Here is a 17,627-nt window from a genome sequence, read left to right on the forward strand (position 1 = left end):
TATTAATTACCTATTGTTATTTTTACAGGGAGTATTCCCTCTTCCAGTCTCCCATTCCTGACCTCAACACAACCCACTATTGTAATGGAATCACTTATTTTAATTTTATTTTTTACAGGTAACACCACATCCGTTTTCACTATTTTGTTTAATGCAGTTGAAACCATATTGTAATCCATTGTATTTGTAAAGTCACCCATTTTAATCAGGCCTGTGGCATCTCTCACTCCATTGCCAAAATAATTGCCAATATTGAAAACATAAGTATCCGTTCTGCTGTTTGCCACGGTTAATACTATCTTATCGCCTGTTATTTCTTTTACTTTTCCACTGCATTTCAGCAACATATAAGTTACATCACTTACGCCCTGTGCATGTGAGTACTTCTCAATAGTCACCTGAGCTCCTTTTTCAAAAAATTCTTTTTCAAAAGCTTCAAGTGTAATGGCAGAATCAATGGCCTTGCTGAATGTGTTATGCCAAAATGATTGTGCAAAAGCTTCAGGATTTAATTGATTGCTCCCGGGTTCAGGGGCCACAGTATCCAGCTTTTTAAAGTGCACGCTATTGTACAGCAGTAACCCCGCTGCAGCAATCAATACAATATATTTGATCAGCCTTTTACTCATGAATTACTTTTTTCCGAAACCAATATAGGCATCAACATTTTTTGCAGTCACCAATTCAACAGCCACCGGTATCTTCTCCGGAAAATCTCTTTTGCCTTTATAATATTCATCTGCAAATTCAGCAGCTTTCTCTGCCATAATTTTCGGAAACTGCATACCTGTTGCGGCCAGTTTATTTTCTTTGATAGATTTTATGGCATCGTCGGCACCATCAAAACCAAATACTTTTACCGTCTTGTCTTTTCCAGCACCAACCAATGCCTGGTATGCACCCATTGCCATGGCATCGTTTCCGCAGAATACGCCGGTGATATCCGGATGTGCCTGCAACATCGATTCCATTACTTCCATGCCTTTGTTGCGATCGAAGTCCGCACTTTGCTGCGCTACCATCTTCAGGTCAGGATAATTATCCACCACGCTATGAAAGCCGGATGATCTTGCCTTGGTATTATTATCACCGGTGATGCCTAACAATTCCACATAGGTGCCTTTTTTATTCATCACTTCCACAAAGTATTTTGCAATTTCCACGCTGCCCGAATAGCCATCAGATAATATTTGTGATGTGGCAACGCCTTTTGCATTGATCTCCCTGTCAATACAAAAAACAGGTACGCCTGCTTCTTTCGCTTTTTTCACATTGGCAACAGAGCCATCCGCATCTGTTGGATTAAAAAGAATGGCGCAATAATCCGACACCAAAATATTTTCAAAATTATCTGTCTCCGTAGCGGTGTTATTTTGCGAATCAAATACTTTTGTTTCGTAGCCCAATGCTTTTGCTTTTGCTTCGGCAGTTTGTGCTAAAAAAACAAACCAGGGATTATTTAATGTAGAAACCACGATCGCCATTTTTTTGGCTTTCTTTTTTTCGCCGCCAGCGTTGGTACAGGCAGAAAAAATAAAAAGTGAAGCGATCAATAACAAGAAAGAGAATCTTTTCATATAGCTGTTTTATTATTTTAAAAGTTCAGTAACAGTATTGGTAATGCCATCCTGCGAAATACCATAATGCTCCATAATTTCTGTTTGCGAACCGGTAACCGTATATTCATCAGGTATACCAACGATCTTAAATTTATTGTGATGATTATTTTGCATCAGATACGACGCACAGGCTTCTCCCAATCCACCATACACGCTATGTTCTTCTACAGTTACCATGGCTTTGCATTTTTTTGCAAGTGATTCCAGTAATGCAGTATCCAATGGCTTTATTGTATGCATGCTGACCACTGTGGCATTAATATTTTGTGCTTTCAATTTTATTGCTGCTTCCAATGCAGGGTAAACAGCTTCGCCTGTGGCAATGATAGCTACATCATTTCCTTCGCAGATGACCCTGCCTTTACCAAAAGCAAACACATCATCATTAATTTCTTTCAATGGCGGCATCGGCTTTTTACCAAAGCGTAAATACACCGGCTGATTTAATGCCGCTGCCAGCTCAATGGCTTTTTCGGTTTCAAAATTATCTGCAGGTGCCACCACCATAATATTATTGATGGCTCTTAACGCTGCATAATCATGCAGGCTATGATGCGTACTGCCCAATGCCCCATAACTAACGCCGGCGCTTATCCCAATTACATTTACCGGGTTATCTGAATAGGCCACATCATTTTTAATCTGCTCCAATGCTCTTGCGGTTAAAAAACAAGCCGGTGAAACAGCAAATACTTTTTTACCGCATGAGGCCAGGCCGGCAGCAACCCCTACTAAATTTTGCTCGGCAATGCCTACCTCCACCATCTGCTCCGGAAATTTTTGTCCAAAGGGCACTAGCTTTCCCGACCCACGGCTATCGCTGGTTACCGCCACAATGTTGTTATCATTAACCGCCAGGCGCTGTAAGGTGGCTGAAAAAATTTCCAGGTTAGCTTTATAACTATTCGTATTTATTTGTTCTGCCATTATAGTTCACTTAATGCTTTATCTAATTCCTGTTGCGCTATTGCGTATTCTTCATTAGTGGGTACACCATGGTGCCACTTCAATTGATTTTCCATATAACTTACGCCCTTGCCTTTTGTAGTATGTGCAATGATCACCGAAGGTTTCCCTTTTTCAAAAGGCAGACTGTTAAATGCAGCAAGCAATGCCGGCACATCATTGCCATCCACTTCTTTTACAGCCCAGCCGAATGCCTCCCATTTTTTATCCAGCGGATCAGTACTGCACACATCCTTTGTTGCTGCCGTAATTTGTAAACCATTCTTATCTACAATGGCACACAAATTATCCAGCTTGTATTGTGCAGCGCTTAATGCCGCTTCCCAATTACTGCCTTCAGGTATTTCGCCATCACCCAATAAAGTGTACACCTTGTACTCTTTCTTATCCATCTTACCAGCTAATGCAACACCTGTTGCTATTGGTAACCCATGGCCTAATGCCCCGGTATTTTGCTCTACCCCTTTTACTTTTCTGGTCGGATGGCCGATATAGTGCGATTTATATTTGCACAGTGTATTCAGCTCTTCTTCAGGAAAAAATCCTTTATCTGCAAGTACCACAAACAATGCTTCTACACAATGCCCTTTGCTTTGTATGTACCTGTCTCTATCCGGTGACGAAAAATTTTCCGGGGACACATTCAACACCTCATTGTACAACACATTCAAAATATCTGTGCAGGATAAACTGCCACCGGTGTGCCCGGCATTGGCATTCTTTATATACTGCAGGATTTTTTTCCTGTAGTTGATTGATTTTGATTTTAGTTCTTTTGTTGTCATATTAACATCTCCTTCGGAGAATTTTTATTTTTCCGGAAGCGGATAAGTGAGGTGAAATCTGCTTCAGTCAAGCCTTCTTTTCTTAACCCGGTGCGCCATTCTTTAAAGAGTGACCCTCCCTGTCATTAAGCATGGGTGTACGTCTCCCAACCTAAATAATTCTCAAACGCTTCTTTCAACACAGCTGCCGTCTTACTGGCATTCATCACCACATGATGTTCAAAACCATTACGGCATACATAATTCATCAGTCCCTGTAAATTATTGATTTGTGCCACAGCCCTGTTACCAAAGGTTTTCAGTGCATCATCCGTCAGTTCTCCTTCCCCGATATAAGCTTTAATAACACCTTTGCAATCATCGGTACTAATACGGCCATAGGTTAATGGCATCGCCGGTGTACGGCCATCCAATGCGCCATAGGTATTTTCTGTACCAACGCTGGTGCCTAATATCGGCGCTGTACTGATGGTGATATCAGGCAAAAAAGATTTTGCCCAGTTACCACAATGAAACAGTACACATTTGCTATCATCATCGGCATAATTATTATTCCAGTCTACTAGCGCAGATGGTGAGCCGCTGGCCAATTGCATTGCATACATGGTCAATGTTCCGGTAACGTCTACCTCGCAAGCACTGGGCAACATATTCTCACTCATCATACTCATACTGGTACATACATTACATCCATAGTTTTTTTGAATAGAAGTCCAGCATTGAATGGCAGTAGCATCTAAACTATTCTCCACCATAAAATCTGCCAGTACCACATCCAGTTTTGCTATTTGCACTAATTTATCCGGAGGTGTTAAGCCGGTATTGGTATAGGCATGTATCTTTTCCAGCTTTGCTTTTACACTGGCGTCATCTTTAGTTAATTTATTGGCATTACCCAATATCTCCGACAGATCAACGGTAGTAACAGAAATTCCATTGCGTTGTAATAATTTTTCGCTGTAGCGAACGGTATTAAAAGCGGTTGGCCTTGCACCCACTGCACCAATTCTTACTTTACGCAAGCCATTTACCACACGGCAAACAGCAGTAAAATTTTTTAAGTCGGTAATGAAAGATTCATCTCCCGGACTAACCACATGTTTGGTGGTTAAAGAATACTTTATACCGTATTGATACAGATTATTACATACCGAAATTTTTCCGCACCAGGCATCGCGGCGGTTTACCACATCCATCTTTGCCAGGTCATCAGGATAACCCTGTATTAAAACCGGTACGTTTAACCCGGATAATTTGATTGTTTCTGCCACACCCTTTTCATCACCAAAATTGGGCAGTACTACTAAAATACCATCAATTTCATCAGCATGTTTTTTAAATAACGCGGCACATTTTTGTGCCTCAGCAAAAGTTTCCACACCACCTAATTTACTATCTGTATCACCTAATAATACCGGCGTAATATGTAATTGCTTAAACAGGTCGAGTATTTCTGTTCTTGCTGCTGCCACTAATTTATCAGGAAAGAAATCCCTGTTGCCAATGATCACGCCTATGGTGCTGTTTTTGGTTGCTGCCATCTTATAATGATTTTGTTTTTAAGTAATGAATTAAGTACACGGCTTCTTTAGCTTTTCCATTTGCATTATCCAGGTCGTAATCCTGGTCTGTAGGGGTATCTGCATCAGGAAAGCGGCGTACATCACCGGTTCTGAAAACAATTCTCTCCACAGATGCTACCGGGGCAAAACAAATATTGTTGGAGGATTTGCCATTGATAGTAACCATGTAAAACCTGGTTGACGTATTCAGTTCAATTTTTATGTTCAGTGTTTCACCGGCATTGTATTTTCCAAGAGATTTATTTCTATACCCCTGTTTGCTTAAAATACTTCCGGTTGAATCTAAATATAAACGTAAGCATGGCGTTCCTTTAGCATCCGTCATTTCAATTTCCAATACCCCTGTATTGTTTTGTTTTGGGGTAACCGAAAATTCTGCTGCAGTTCTTTTTGCATTGGGAAAAACTCTTTCAGCTTTGGCATAATCAAAAGGATCACTATCATGCAATGCCAATACTTTTGCGTTATCTTTCTTTTCAATAACCGTTCTGCACAACACCGGGCTAAACAAATTCCAGTCTTTTAATTCTTCCCCTTCTTTTTTATCATTGAAAATGTCGCTCACATCAGTAGTTACTTTATCCCTCACCGGTACCGGAATCTCCGCAATCCAGATATCTTCTTTATTCATGCTATACGTTACCCACATGTTACCGCCGGGCACAGTACCATCCATTTCCTGTATGCCACGTACATATTGCGGGCCATAACTTTTGTAGGCCCCGCCATAGCGCAGCGAACTGATCTCCCCGTTTACCAGCAATAAATTTTTATATTTCAGTCCGTCATCGCTTACACTTACAGCCAAAGGCCAACGAAACTCTGATGGATTATATACTGTTGCATATTTATTGTCTGAAGTTTTTTGTCCCCATATTTTTGCATTGGCATTCACAAACCCCGGGGCTCTTAACGGTCCGTACAGCCACGTCTTTCCCTCATCTTTACTGATACTCGTTAGTGCATACTTCCACAAGCCTACCACATTGCCATTAGGTAAATGATAGTAATTAAAAGCTTTAAAATCTTTTTGCAACGGGATCAGCGGATCATTGCGGTCAGCTTCTTCCACCATTTGCTGCATGAGTAACGGTGTAGCTAAAATCTCTTCGCAGGCCTTTACCAGTTCTTTGTCTTTTGACGTTTTATAAAAAGGATACGAAGTATTTTTTTCATTGAAGGCATGATTGTATCTTAAAAAATAAATCGCTCCATAGCTGCCATCAGTTTTTATCTCTCTGATCACTCTTCCAATACCATTCCCATCATTGGGATCGTCGTGCTGGCCTAATACAATACCATAATAGCCTAAGGCAAATAATTTATTACTTTTAGAAGTATAGAAGCCAATGCGCTGGTGCATTACTGCAAATGTATTTTTCGCTGAATCTTTTTTCCCATCCTTTACAGTGCCGTCCGGAATTTTATAAGGCGGGAAAATGACTATAGGACTATTCCAGTTGTATCCATCTTTTGATGTTTGTAATAAAGTTCTTCCGGGGGCTACATGTTCGCCAACAGGATTACTCAGGTATTCCAGATAAAAAGTATTGTTCCAATACGCCAGCATCGGCTGGTGATTGTAAGTCCAGCTGGTGGTTCCTGTGTCAGCCCTGTTCACTCTTACTGTTTGTATATTGTGTACGCCAATGGCCGGAGATAATTGCCCGTGATGATAATCAACATTGGATAAAGTAGCGCCAACATAGCGGATAGTATCCTGCGCATGAATTACATTTAAGCAACTCATACAAATCACAAAAGCGGAAATACTATTTTTAAAACTTCTACCCATGTTAATAAATTTAGCGACTCAACTTTAACTGTTGCCGGGTTTGTAACCACCGTCGGGCTTATTACAACCCTTTCAAATATTTTTTATTCACTTTCAAAATCGTTCCATGCTTATGTCCATCCGGCACACTGATCAAACTATCTGCTTTTATAAAAGTTTTAAAATCTTTAGTGAATGATGCGCCATATTTTTTATTCTGGTATACATCATAATAGATCAAATACCCATCTTTTACTTTTGCTACTGCAGGCCCTTCGGTAAATTTCTCTGTAAAAGGTTTTGAAATATTTTCCCAGGGCCCCAGCGGATCTTTGGCAAACGCTACTTTGATATTTCTTTCCGGCCTTGTATTATCTTTTAACACCAGCACATAATCTTTTGCTGCTCTTTGCACAATCACTGCATCAATTACACTGAACTTCGGATCAAGGAATAGCCGGGTTGCTGAAAATGTTTTAAAATCTTTTGTAGTAGTATAATACAAACGGTGATTATTATTTTCATCTTCTATCCCTTTTTCAAACCGGTTGGGAACACAGGAAGCAAATACAATAATATATTCCTGCTGCGCATCATCATAAAATAATTCCGGAGCCCAGACATTTGCTACGGTTGGTTCTTTTTCCATCACCGGAATATACTGCTGTTCACTCCAGTGCTGCAGATCTTTTGACGAAGCATAACCAAACCCATTGCCGCCTTTCCATTCTGTTGTCCATACCAAATGAAATATCCCATCCGGCCCTTGCAACATCGATGGATCTCTCATGATCTTATCCTTACCGATCAATGGTTTTAAATAAATGCTGTCGTTTGTTGTCCAGTGATAACCGTCTTTGCTATGCAATAATCGCAATCCTTCATTTGCCGGCTCATGAAAAGAAGTAAACAGGTATACTTTATTTGAGCACGACGCAAATACCATTACTATTAATATCGTTAAGATTTTCCTGCTCATTATTTTTCCAATATCAAAACCCAATCATTGCCATTACCCTTTTCACCGGGAGGATTAAATGTTTTTTGCGCTGCGTATGTATAATTCTTTATGGGTATTACCTGGCTGTCAACAGGACTAAACCATGTTGCTTTACCGGGTTTAAAATTCAACCTTGCTAATTCTGTTTTAAATGCCCTGGCATTGTATACATAGAACATGGCATAATTTTTTCCCCTGGTCGCCATTACCCTGTTATATTTTTCCCCATTATCCGTCACCAGTGATTGATCAGGTACACGGTCAAAATAGCTTTTACTTAATAGCAACGCTTTTAAATATTGCATCTGCCCTGCTCCCGGCGTATTCAATTCTTCGTCCCAGTTTTTATTGGCACCAAAGCTCATGTCTTTGTTTCCCTGTCTATAAAATTGCATCACCGAATTATTACCAAAGGTAAATCCGCAGCCGCCGGCAAATACCTCCCAGTAAGCATAACGGCGAACATCAGCCGCAGTCCATCTTTTTTCTGCAGAGTCGTGTAAGCCATGAGGGATATTCTCGTAAGAAGGCTCCCCATCAAATGTGGGCTTCACAGGTTTTAATGCATAATCATCATTTACATAGCGCCAGTTATCTTCGCCGTAATGCAATGTTTCATTGGCTGCAGTATCCTGCTCATAGCTTTTATGCCCGCTTTGAAACATATTAAAATCCAGCCACGCTTCAGTATGAAACCATGCAGAAGAAGAATTTCTTCCCCTTGGATGAAAACCTATCAGGTGATTTTTATCGATTGAGCGAATGGTATTACCAATGGCATTCCATTTATCCAGGGCATCGCCGCCTTTTATATCGCCGCCATTTAACCAAATGATATTGGGATAATTTTTATAACGGTTAGCCAGGAATGCTGCATAGATTTTGGCCTGCTCTACCGATACCTGTTTAATATTACCACCCCATACAGGCACCAATGCCATATAAATGCCACGCTTCTCTGCTTCTTTGATTATTAAATCTACATTATCCCAATAACTTCTGCCATGCAAGCCCAGAAGATTTGGTACTGCTATATTTTTATTGATCAGTGCAGAATCACCATAAACGTCTGTGATATTCAATTCATGCAATAGCATTACCTGTATTACATTAAAACCTTTCGCTTTGCGGTCATCTAAATATTTAACAGCATCTTCCTTAGTACATTTTTTAAATAACAACCAGCCGGTATCGCCTAACCAAAAAAATGGTTTGCCGGCTTTGGTCTGAAAATATCTTTTGTTAGCTGATATTTTTAACGGTTGTATTTGTGCACCCGAAATAATCGTTGCAAATAATAAGGCTATCGTAAAATATTTTTTCATTTTCTTTTTTTATGCCACAGCGATTCACGGAGTTTTTTCACGGAGCCGTACAAAGTATTTTTCTGTGCGACTCAGTGTACCCCTCACCGTATTTCAAATTTCCTGGTATCCACATTATAAACAATACTCTTCTTCCCATCGCTCAACACGTATTCATTTTTATTGGAAGAAGCTACAGGTTTCATACCTGCTGCGGCTTTCAATATCTCCGGATTGATATCGGCTGATAACACAGCTAAACTTCCACCGGCCATAAAAGCTGCAATGCCAAATTCAGGATAACTGTCGCCGGAATAACTCACTGCCTTATCCGGATATTTTTCCCTGTATTCCTTTACTGCACGGTATACCTGTTCAAAAGAAGTTTTCTTTGGTTTTAATAATCTTGCGTGCTGGCGTGGTGCCAAATTTAATCCGCCCTTAGGTTCATAAGCAGTGCCATCGGCCTGGTAATGCCAGTAACGGATATCAATGATATCAATTACAGCTGCATAAGCCGGATTACTTAAAATAGAATCCTGCACATCTTTAGTTACACATAACCCGATAACAGGATGCTTACCGGTTTCTTTTTCCCAGTCTTTCACCACATCCAACCAGAATTTTACAAAATGTAATGGCCCGGTGAATTCTTCTCCTATAAATTGAATCACACCATTGTTATCTTTAAAATTATTTAAACATTGACGGATAAATTTTTTATGCAGTTCTTTTCTTACCGGGTTGGTGATATCATAAAACTGTTCTGCTAAAAAAATTCTTTTATCACCAGCAAATGGTGGCGGCTCAGGAAAACCGGTGTTGTTGATATTATTGGCCGTACGCCATGGAAAATCTACATAGTGTGCACCCGCTTCAATAATATTATGCTGAAAATAATCCTGGTGCACCAATACCAAACCTTTCTGATCGGCCAGGTCGGCAAATTGTTTTAACCGGCTCCAGTAAAATAAATTATACTTCGTTAAATCATATTTACTCAATCCATCCCAGGCCAATTCTTTGCCGCTTCTTGCAAAAGGTAATTCATAAAATGGCGGCCATACTTCGCCATCCATTCTTCTTACTCTTTCATGATCATCCCTTCTCAGGTCGTACCACAAACCATAGTTGTGCTCCATGGCAACAATATGTTTTGTTTTCATCTCATTGGTTACTTCTTCAAGGTCATCAGTTAATCCATTACCTGTTCTTCCGGGAACAAAACGTGTGATATGTGGCTTTGCAGTAACCAGGTCATTACCCTGCACACCACCATTCCACCAGGGAACAATATTTCTTGCACCAGCTAAAATTTCATTGCCTCTAACCAGCCAGCCATTTTTTATTTGCATAGCAGCCGCCATTGCCGGTGCTGTTATTTTTTTTATCCCGATCTGATCAATTGTTTTTACATTACCGGCAGTAGTAGTAACCGGGTTTCTCTGGTATGCCAGGTCGATCCATTCGGGCATTTGCATTCTTGGTTTGGCTGCAAGTTTGGTTAACTCTGCAGCTACTTCAACTGAAGGGCTGCTGGATGCTTCACCGGGAATGAATAAAAATTGTGCCTGTTCATCGGTCTTTTTATTCAGCCTTGCTGATAATTGTCCGTAAAATAAACTTCTTGGATTGATGGTATTATTCGACTCTCCCCAATAACCATCGCCACTAAATTGCGCCCAGCTGCCAAAGGACCAGTTTTGTGCGGTGGGTGGTTTATAGCAATCAATTCTTGCAGCCGTGCAATTCCAGAATACGCTGTTTGCTGCCGCCCATCCGGCACCGTTAGCATCCTGTCCACGATTACCAAAACGCAATGCATTGCCATCAACATTCACTACATCAAATAAAATTCCGGACGACCAGCTATCAATGCCTCCGCTGAAACTATTGGGCAAGTGCGATTCGCATTGTACAAATGCATTGGGGCCGGGAACACAATAGCCTGTTGCAAAATCGTGATAGCCATTCTCGGCATAGCAACGCTGAAATAAAGTTTGCTGACCGGTAGTTAAAAATGTATACCGCCTTTGCCCGCCAATTTCCGAAACAGGATGCAATGATTTGCAATCTTCCACTGTAACACGCCTGGATGTTTCCAGCACACTTACGGCTGAGCCGGCAAAGTTTTCAAAACTGAGCTGGCGTACCCATGCATCTTCTGCATTTTCTACATTAATGGCATTCCACCTGTGATCTTCATCTTTTAAATTATTTTTATCAAAAACAGAAATCAGTTTCATGTTTTCAATACCACAGTTTTTTATCCTGCCGTTATCCTTATAAAAATAAATTGAAGCGCCACCATAAGTAGTATCCAATGCTGTTGTGATTGGTGCATCAATAGTAATTGTATTGCCCTCAATTTTTGTGATGGTTCTGTCGAAGAACAGATCCCTGTCTCCGGGCTTCCAGCCTAAAGCAGAAATACCACCACCAAAAATATCAGTACCTAAAGCAGCGATCCAGTTTTTAGTTGATGGCCGGCGAATGATAATATTGCTGGAGACAAGGTCCCGGTTAGATAAATCAGTATCTACAGTAAATGTAGTAGCATTTACCGGAACATAAGGATTGGTTATTCTCATAAAGCCGGTTCTGTCTCCAGACTTTTGCCCGATAATTTTGATCAGTGCCAACCGTCCCGTTCCTGCTCCAATGATGGTAGTGCCATTGGCATTTGTTCCGCTTCCACGTAATACCACACCGCTTGCAGTAATTCGTAATTGCCCGAAAACCTCGTAGGTTCCTTTTTGCAACAGTACTGCCCCACGAAATCCATTAGCATCTAACGGTAAAGAAGAAACGTAATCCAATGCCGATTGGATACGCAAAGTAGCATCGCCTTTTGCAACCGGCACCACTACTTTTATGGCCACATCGGGAATGGCCTGCTCAGAAGCTTTATAACCGCAATAGGAAAAATCAGGGATGCGGTTACCGAGTGAATCGGGTGTGTAATACAATATGCCTTTGTCTGCAAATAAAGGCAATAAAGGAGCAGGCTTTAAAGGTTTTTGCGCCATTAAAGCCTGCTGAAAACTAAAAACTACTGCTGCTATGAGAAAGAGTTGCTGATATGTTTTTTTTATAGTCACAACATTTTTTTGCAGGAACATGCCTGAGACGTGTACCTACGGCTTTACATTTTTAATATTAACTACGCTGTTTAAATATACTTCAATATTACTGTATCCGCTCTTTGTAATTTTCACTGCATCACCGGCATCTTTGGGATTCAGTTTGTTTTTTATTTCGTACTCATCCGGCATACCATCGTTATCGCTGTCTTTATAGGGCGTTCCTTTATACTCAGGATATCCTCCCACCTGGCTGATATCGGAAATGATACCATCTTTGTAGGAATCCGCAGGCAATCGGCGCTTTACAAATTTAGCTACGTAAGGCACAGCGTTTTTATCGTATGTTATTTTTCCGGTTCTTACATCTTCCACAATACGTTTGTCTACGGCATCTCTTTTTGGTAATGTGGCGCCGGCATTATCCAGTACATATCCGTAGGCTTCTTTTGCCGTCATCATCGAAATTGGTGCCATTGCAAAAGGCTGATCCACTTTTATTGCCGCTGTATATTTTCCTGCATCCGGCAGTTCCTGTATCTGCACACCGCCTGCCCAGTTATCTTTGGTAACAGTTTCATTGCCCTCTACAATATTTCCGTTTACATAAGCTTTACCAAATACCAGGCTGTCTTTATGAGCCCTGCCCGATTCAGGTTTTAAGATGCGATAGGCAATCGGTTTGTCCTTTGGTGTAATGGGTCCGGGTTTATAATAATTATTAATGAAGTTGAAAAAAGATTTATCGTCACCACCATCTGCACTCCTGTTCCACCAGTTAAAAATCACATTGTTGGCAAACCCAAAATCTCCATCCATACCTACAGAAGGATTTCTTGCAATGTTGTTGGCCCATAGATTTCTCATGAAAGTACTGTTCCTTCCGCCAATAGTGCTGCCAAAGGCGTGATTGTATGTATCCAGTCCTTCTGAAAAAATACAATTCTGAATAGTTACATTAACGGTGGGTAGCTTTTCGCCTTTGCCATCATTCTTTCTGTCGTACACATGGCGGTAGATAGACATGTTTTCATCCAGTCCCCAGCTACCTGAAACATGATCTAAAATAATATTACCCACCGGGTTGCCGCCCAATCCATCATCTCTCCTGGTTACTTCTGTAGATCCGCGGCGAAAACGCATGAAACGAATGATCACATCATGTGTATCTATCAATACTGATTCACCTGCTATACAAACGCCATCACCGGGTGCGGTTTGCCCTTCAATGCTAATATAAGGAGCTCTTATATTGATCGGGCTTTTTAACCTGATGATTCCGGCTACATTAAAAACAATTATTCTTGCGCCGCCCTGTTCGCAGGCTTCACGCAATGTTCCCCTGCCCCTGTCTTCAAGACTGGTTACCACAAATACCTTACCTCCACGGCCACCCGAAGTATACGCACCGCCCCCTTCTGCACCCGGGAAGGCAGGAATTTTTGACTGCGGCAGATCGGCAGATTTGCCGGCCCACAAAATAAACGGCTTGCCATTCTTTTCATCTGCTTCAATTACCGGGAGAGCTTTTTTCCAGGCTTCATCTGAACTATCCTGGAAACGTTTCATTTCCTTATTGGCAGAGTCTTCCATAGCAGGTGGAATAATGGGATACTGAGCACGAACAGTTAACTGCACTGCCAACCCGCCCAATAAAAACGCTGCTGAAAGAATATTTTTTTTCACTATTATTTTTTTACTGTTGTTGCCGGTGTTACTTTTTTAACATCCACCACGCTGTTTAAATACAGTTCAATATTACTGTACCCGCTCTTTGTAATTTTTGCTGCGTCGGAGGCGTCATTGGCATTTAAACCATGAGCTATTTCCCATGCATCAGGTATACCATCATTGTCGCTGTCTTTGTAAGGGGTGCCTTTGTATTCGGGATAACCACCTACCTGCGAAATATCTGTAATGATACCGATCTTATAAGAATCCAGCGGCAGCCTGCGGTGTTTAAATTGTGTGGTGGGTGCCACTACATCTGGCGATACGGTGATCTTCCCTGTTTTTACCTGTTCTACAATTCTTTTATCAACGGCATCTCTTACCGGAAGTGTTGCGCCTGCATTTGCTAAAACAAAATCCTTTGCCGCCAATGTTGGTATGATAGTTAATTCAGGCATAGGCAATGGCTTATTCCATTTCATCTTAGCAGTATATTTACCTGCATCAGGTTCTTCTTCAACCTGTACACCACCATTCCAGTTATCTTTTGTTACGGCTTCATTGCCTTCCACAATATTGCCATGTACATAGGCCCTGCCAAAAACAAGGTGCCCTAATTTACTACGGCCGCTTTCGGGCTTTAAAATACGATGAGCAATAGGATGCGACTGATCGGGTGTTGCCGGCCCCGGTTTATAATAGTTGTTGATGATATTATACATTGCCGTGTAATCGCCACCGTCAGTTGAACGGTGCACCCAGTTAAATACCACGTTATTGGCAAAATTAAAAATCCCATTCCAGCCAATTGACGGGTTGCGGCCTGCATTGTCGGCCCACAGGTTTCTAACAAATGCACAATTTTCTCCACCTAAAGTACTGCCGAAAGCATGGTTCCAGGTATCCAATGATTCAGAGAAAATAGAATTCTGAATAGTAATATTTACAGTGCCTAATTTTTCTTCTGCTTTTAAATTGGGTGTACTGTCATTGTACATGTGGCGGTACATACTCATGTTTTCATCTAACCCCCAGCTGGCACTCACATGATCGATCATGATATTACCAACAGGATTTCCTCCTATCGCATCGTCCCTTCTGCCCACCCAGGTTTCGCCGCGGCGGAAGCGCATGAAACGTACAATCACATCATGTGTATTTAACCAGAAGGATTCTCCGGCTACACAAATACCGTCGCCGGGAGCTGTCTGCCCCTCAATAGTAATATAAGGCGCCCTTATCATCAACGGCGTTTTAAGGCGGATAATTCCGGATACATTAAACACTACAATTCTTGCACCGCCCTGCTCACAGGCCCAGCGTAAACTACCCACGCCATCGTCATTTAAATTGGTCACCACAATCACCCTTCCTCCGCGGCCGCCAAAGCTATATTTGCCACCTCCTTCGGCCCCCGGAAAAGCGGGTATACCTGCCTGTGGTAAATCTACAGGGCGTGCTGCCCAGGGCACATAAGGCCTTTGAAATTTAGCCGCTTCTTCTTCCACAATAGGAAAAGCAATTGCCCATGCAGAATCGGAATGTTTGCGTGCAGCATCCATTAAAGAGTCGGATGCTTTTTTTACTTCAGGAGAAATGTCGGGGTATTGTGCGTTGGCAGTATTTGTTATTGCCACCACAATTGAAGATATCAATACCAGTTTTTTAAATGCTGTTGCCATTGTGATGATAGTTTGAAAACTATTAGACGATTTTTTATAAAAATGCTGTTGCTTTTTTTTATTTATTTTGATTAAAAAAAGAGAAAGGGATGCTTTCTCTTTTTTTATAAATCCCGGAAATCAATTGCATTAAAAATTAAACCAATAGCCGGTTAATATTATTTTATTGTGTTGAATTAAATGTACCGGGAGCACCGTTATAATCAGACCAACCAACGTTTTGTAATAACCATGGGTTGAAAGATAATATGGTAGCGGTTAAGCCGGAAAGATAATAGTTAGGCCTGTATAAAATATTTACAGGAGTTGTACCATCACGATCCCATGCCTGGTCAAGCGGTGTCATCACAAACTTATTTTTATACAATGTTTTAAGATTTGCAATCTGGGTGGCAAAGTTAGCTGCATCCGGATCTATCAAAACTGATGCCCTGTCGGCAGCAGTCAGCGGATCACTGCTGGTGTAATTAATACCCTGCCAGTAATAACCGGTTCTGTTGGTACCGTTGATTGGAGGAATACCCAATTTGGTGCATGTGTTTGCGGTAGTGTTGGTTGAAGATACACCATCGTACAATAACCATCTCTGGATATCCCAGTAGCGTTTTCCTTCGTATGCCAGTTCTACCCTGCGCTCGTACAGGCAGGCTTCAATAGCTGCATACTTGCTGGCCGGTGTACCGATGCCATAATTATTGGCAGCAGGTATACCTACACGGGCACGTATTTTTCCAAGATAAACAAGGCAGTTAGCAATATCACCTTTAGCAGCATAACATTCTGCTATATTCAATAATAACTCAGCATAACGATATTCAAAAATATCTGTACCGGAAAATGCCAATGCAGTACTATCGGCCGCAGGGTTCGACATTTTGCGAACTACTGCCGGACTGTTTGTAGAATTGGCTGCATAATATACAGCTGTTCCAGTTGCACTTGGCCTCCACCTGTACAGCCATGCTGCTTTATTGGTATTGGTACCTTTTACCAGCCATTTGCATCCGGAAAAAGCAAATGTTCTGTAGAACCTTGGGTCCCTGTTTTCAAAGAAGAAAGTGTCCACATAACCATTAGCCTGTGTTGGTCTTGCTCCATTAGCCAGTGGAAATAAATCCAGCATAGCTTTAGGAACAGCAATACCTCCGCCGCCAAGTGCATCTTTAAGCCTTATGCTATTTTCCCATGAATTATTATAGCCTGCAGAAGAGGTAGATGTATTGGAAAGTAATTGTACAATAATGGCTTCTTTATTAAAAGCATTATCATTTACATAGGTCATTTCGGCCCATTCTTTTGCAGTGGTACCATATAATCCGTAACCTGCAGCAGTTAATGCAGTTTCTGCGTTTAGCCCTGCCTGTAATGCTGCCTGCCATTTTGCACTGCCTGCATTATCCCAGTCGGTATTAAATAAAGGGCTTGCAGCGGTTAGCAATACACGGCTTTTCATAGCCAGTGCGGCTGCGCTTGTAGCCCGTCCGTAATCTGTAGCGCCGCTTGCCCACCTGGCAGGTAACAATGCTGCAGCAGAATCAAAATCTTTAACGATCTGTACAAAACATTCTGTAGCTGTAGCCCTTGGAGTTCTGATCGTTTCATCGGTATTACTTGCGTCACTTACGGTAGTTACGATAGGAACCCCACCGTAGGTACGTACTAAATTATAATATTGTAATGCACGGAGATAGTACATCTGGCCTTTTGCTGTAGCCCTGAATGAAGGTGACAGTACTTGCCCTACAGTTTCCATTTTTTCGAGCAGGAAATTGCAGAAACGGATACGGGTATAAGGATTGTTGGTAACGCTTGCTGTAAGTGCGGCCCCATAATAGGCATCTGCATCACTTGCCAGTTGCAGGTTTTTATTAGGGTTGATATAGTTACTAACTGTACCGCCCATTTCTTCCGTATTTTTTGTTTTGGAGTCATCATAAGCTCCCAGTGTAGCTTCTGACTGTACCGGGCTCCTGTAGGCTGCAAAATAGTAATTATAAAGCCTGTCGATATACTGGCCGGTTAATACCTCGTTGGTAAAAACGCTTTCATCGTATTTGTCATAGCTTTTCATGTCTTCTAAAAAGCTCTTTTTGCAACTTGTTGCCACGATCGCTGTGATCGCCGTAAAAGTTATCAGATATAATATTTTATTTTTCATAT

Annotated in this window: 12 protein-coding genes; all 12 read right to left on the reverse strand. The window is 41.4% G+C overall.

What is annotated here, in order from left to right:
• Nucleotides 1–2 precede the first annotated feature (2 nt).
• Entirely contained in the window at nt 3–629 is a 627-nt protein-coding gene (locus tag ACYVM0_RS13650; RefSeq protein WP_460557893.1) for a DUF2291 family protein, read from the reverse strand.
• Nucleotides 630–632: 3 nt separating this feature from the next.
• Nucleotides 633–1,577 (reverse strand): D-ribose ABC transporter substrate-binding protein, encoded by a 945-nt coding sequence (locus tag ACYVM0_RS13655; RefSeq protein ID WP_460557894.1) that lies wholly within the window; start codon nt 1,575–1,577, stop codon nt 633–635.
• Nucleotides 1,578–1,589: 12 nt separating this feature from the next.
• Nucleotides 1,590–2,546 carry a transketolase family protein gene (locus ACYVM0_RS13660; protein WP_460557895.1) on the reverse strand — a complete coding sequence of 319 codons (957 nt, stop codon included), beginning with the start codon at nt 2,544–2,546 and terminating at the stop codon, nt 1,590–1,592.
• Nucleotides 2,546–3,370 (reverse strand): transketolase, encoded by an 825-nt coding sequence (locus ACYVM0_RS13665; RefSeq protein WP_460557896.1) that lies wholly within the window; start codon nt 3,368–3,370, stop codon nt 2,546–2,548. Before ACYVM0_RS13665 ends, ACYVM0_RS13660 begins: the two co-directional genes overlap by 1 nt.
• Nucleotides 3,371–3,495: 125 nt before the next feature.
• Entirely contained in the window at nt 3,496–4,911 is a 1,416-nt protein-coding gene (locus ACYVM0_RS13670) for an L-fucose/L-arabinose isomerase family protein (RefSeq protein ID WP_460557897.1), read from the reverse strand.
• Nucleotide 4,912: 1 nt separating this feature from the next.
• On the reverse strand, nt 4,913–6,748 hold the full coding sequence (locus tag ACYVM0_RS13675; RefSeq protein WP_460557898.1) for a six-hairpin glycosidase: 1,836 nt from the start codon (nt 6,746–6,748) through the stop codon (nt 4,913–4,915).
• 61 nt (nt 6,749–6,809) lie between these two features.
• Nucleotides 6,810–7,706: a glycoside hydrolase family 43 protein gene (locus tag ACYVM0_RS13680; RefSeq protein WP_460557899.1), complete on the reverse strand. Its 897-nt coding sequence runs from the start codon at nt 7,704–7,706 to the stop codon at nt 6,810–6,812.
• Nucleotides 7,706–9,052, reverse strand: coding sequence for a glycoside hydrolase family 140 protein (locus tag ACYVM0_RS13685; protein WP_460557900.1), 1,347 nt, complete (start codon nt 9,050–9,052; stop codon nt 7,706–7,708). The genes ACYVM0_RS13680 and ACYVM0_RS13685 overlap by 1 nt, the downstream gene beginning before the upstream one ends.
• A gap of 83 nt (nt 9,053–9,135) precedes the next feature.
• The gene (locus tag ACYVM0_RS13690) at nt 9,136–12,132 is read right to left on the reverse strand and encodes a DUF6298 domain-containing protein (protein ID WP_460557901.1); all 2,997 of its coding nucleotides are present in this window, start codon (nt 12,130–12,132) and stop codon (nt 9,136–9,138) included.
• 36 nt (nt 12,133–12,168) lie between these two features.
• Nucleotides 12,169–13,800, reverse strand: coding sequence for a pectate lyase family protein (locus ACYVM0_RS13695; RefSeq protein WP_460557902.1), 1,632 nt, complete (start codon nt 13,798–13,800; stop codon nt 12,169–12,171).
• A 2-nt stretch (nt 13,801–13,802) separates the two neighbouring features.
• Nucleotides 13,803–15,467: a polysaccharide lyase gene (locus ACYVM0_RS13700; RefSeq protein WP_460557903.1), complete on the reverse strand. Its 1,665-nt coding sequence runs from the start codon at nt 15,465–15,467 to the stop codon at nt 13,803–13,805.
• Between the two features lie 163 nt (nt 15,468–15,630).
• Nucleotides 15,631–17,625, reverse strand: a complete 1,995-nt coding sequence (locus ACYVM0_RS13705) for a RagB/SusD family nutrient uptake outer membrane protein (RefSeq protein WP_460557904.1) — start codon at nt 17,623–17,625, stop codon at nt 15,631–15,633.
• Nucleotides 17,626–17,627 lie beyond the last annotated feature (2 nt).

This window comes from Ferruginibacter profundus, assembly GCF_054783275.1.

Coding starts and splice junctions, on each gene's coding strand:
- ACYVM0_RS13650 (WP_460557893.1), bottom strand. CDS start 629: ATGAGTAAAAGGCTGATCAAATATATTGTATTGATTGCTGCAGCGGGG.
- ACYVM0_RS13655 (WP_460557894.1), bottom strand. CDS start 1,577: ATGAAAAGATTCTCTTTCTTGTTATTGATCGCTTCACTTTTTATTTTT.
- ACYVM0_RS13660 (WP_460557895.1), bottom strand. CDS start 2,546: ATGGCAGAACAAATAAATACGAATAGTTATAAAGCTAACCTGGAAATT.
- ACYVM0_RS13665 (WP_460557896.1), bottom strand. CDS start 3,370: ATGACAACAAAAGAACTAAAATCAAAATCAATCAACTACAGGAAAAAA.
- ACYVM0_RS13670 (WP_460557897.1), bottom strand. CDS start 4,911: ATGGCAGCAACCAAAAACAGCACCATAGGCGTGATCATTGGCAACAGG.
- ACYVM0_RS13675 (WP_460557898.1), bottom strand. CDS start 6,748: ATGGGTAGAAGTTTTAAAAATAGTATTTCCGCTTTTGTGATTTGTATG.
- ACYVM0_RS13680 (WP_460557899.1), bottom strand. CDS start 7,706: ATGAGCAGGAAAATCTTAACGATATTAATAGTAATGGTATTTGCGTCG.
- ACYVM0_RS13685 (WP_460557900.1), bottom strand. CDS start 9,052: ATGAAAAAATATTTTACGATAGCCTTATTATTTGCAACGATTATTTCG.
- ACYVM0_RS13700 (WP_460557903.1), bottom strand. CDS start 15,467: ATGGCAACAGCATTTAAAAAACTGGTATTGATATCTTCAATTGTGGTG.
- ACYVM0_RS13705 (WP_460557904.1), bottom strand. CDS start 17,625: ATGAAAAATAAAATATTATATCTGATAACTTTTACGGCGATCACAGCG.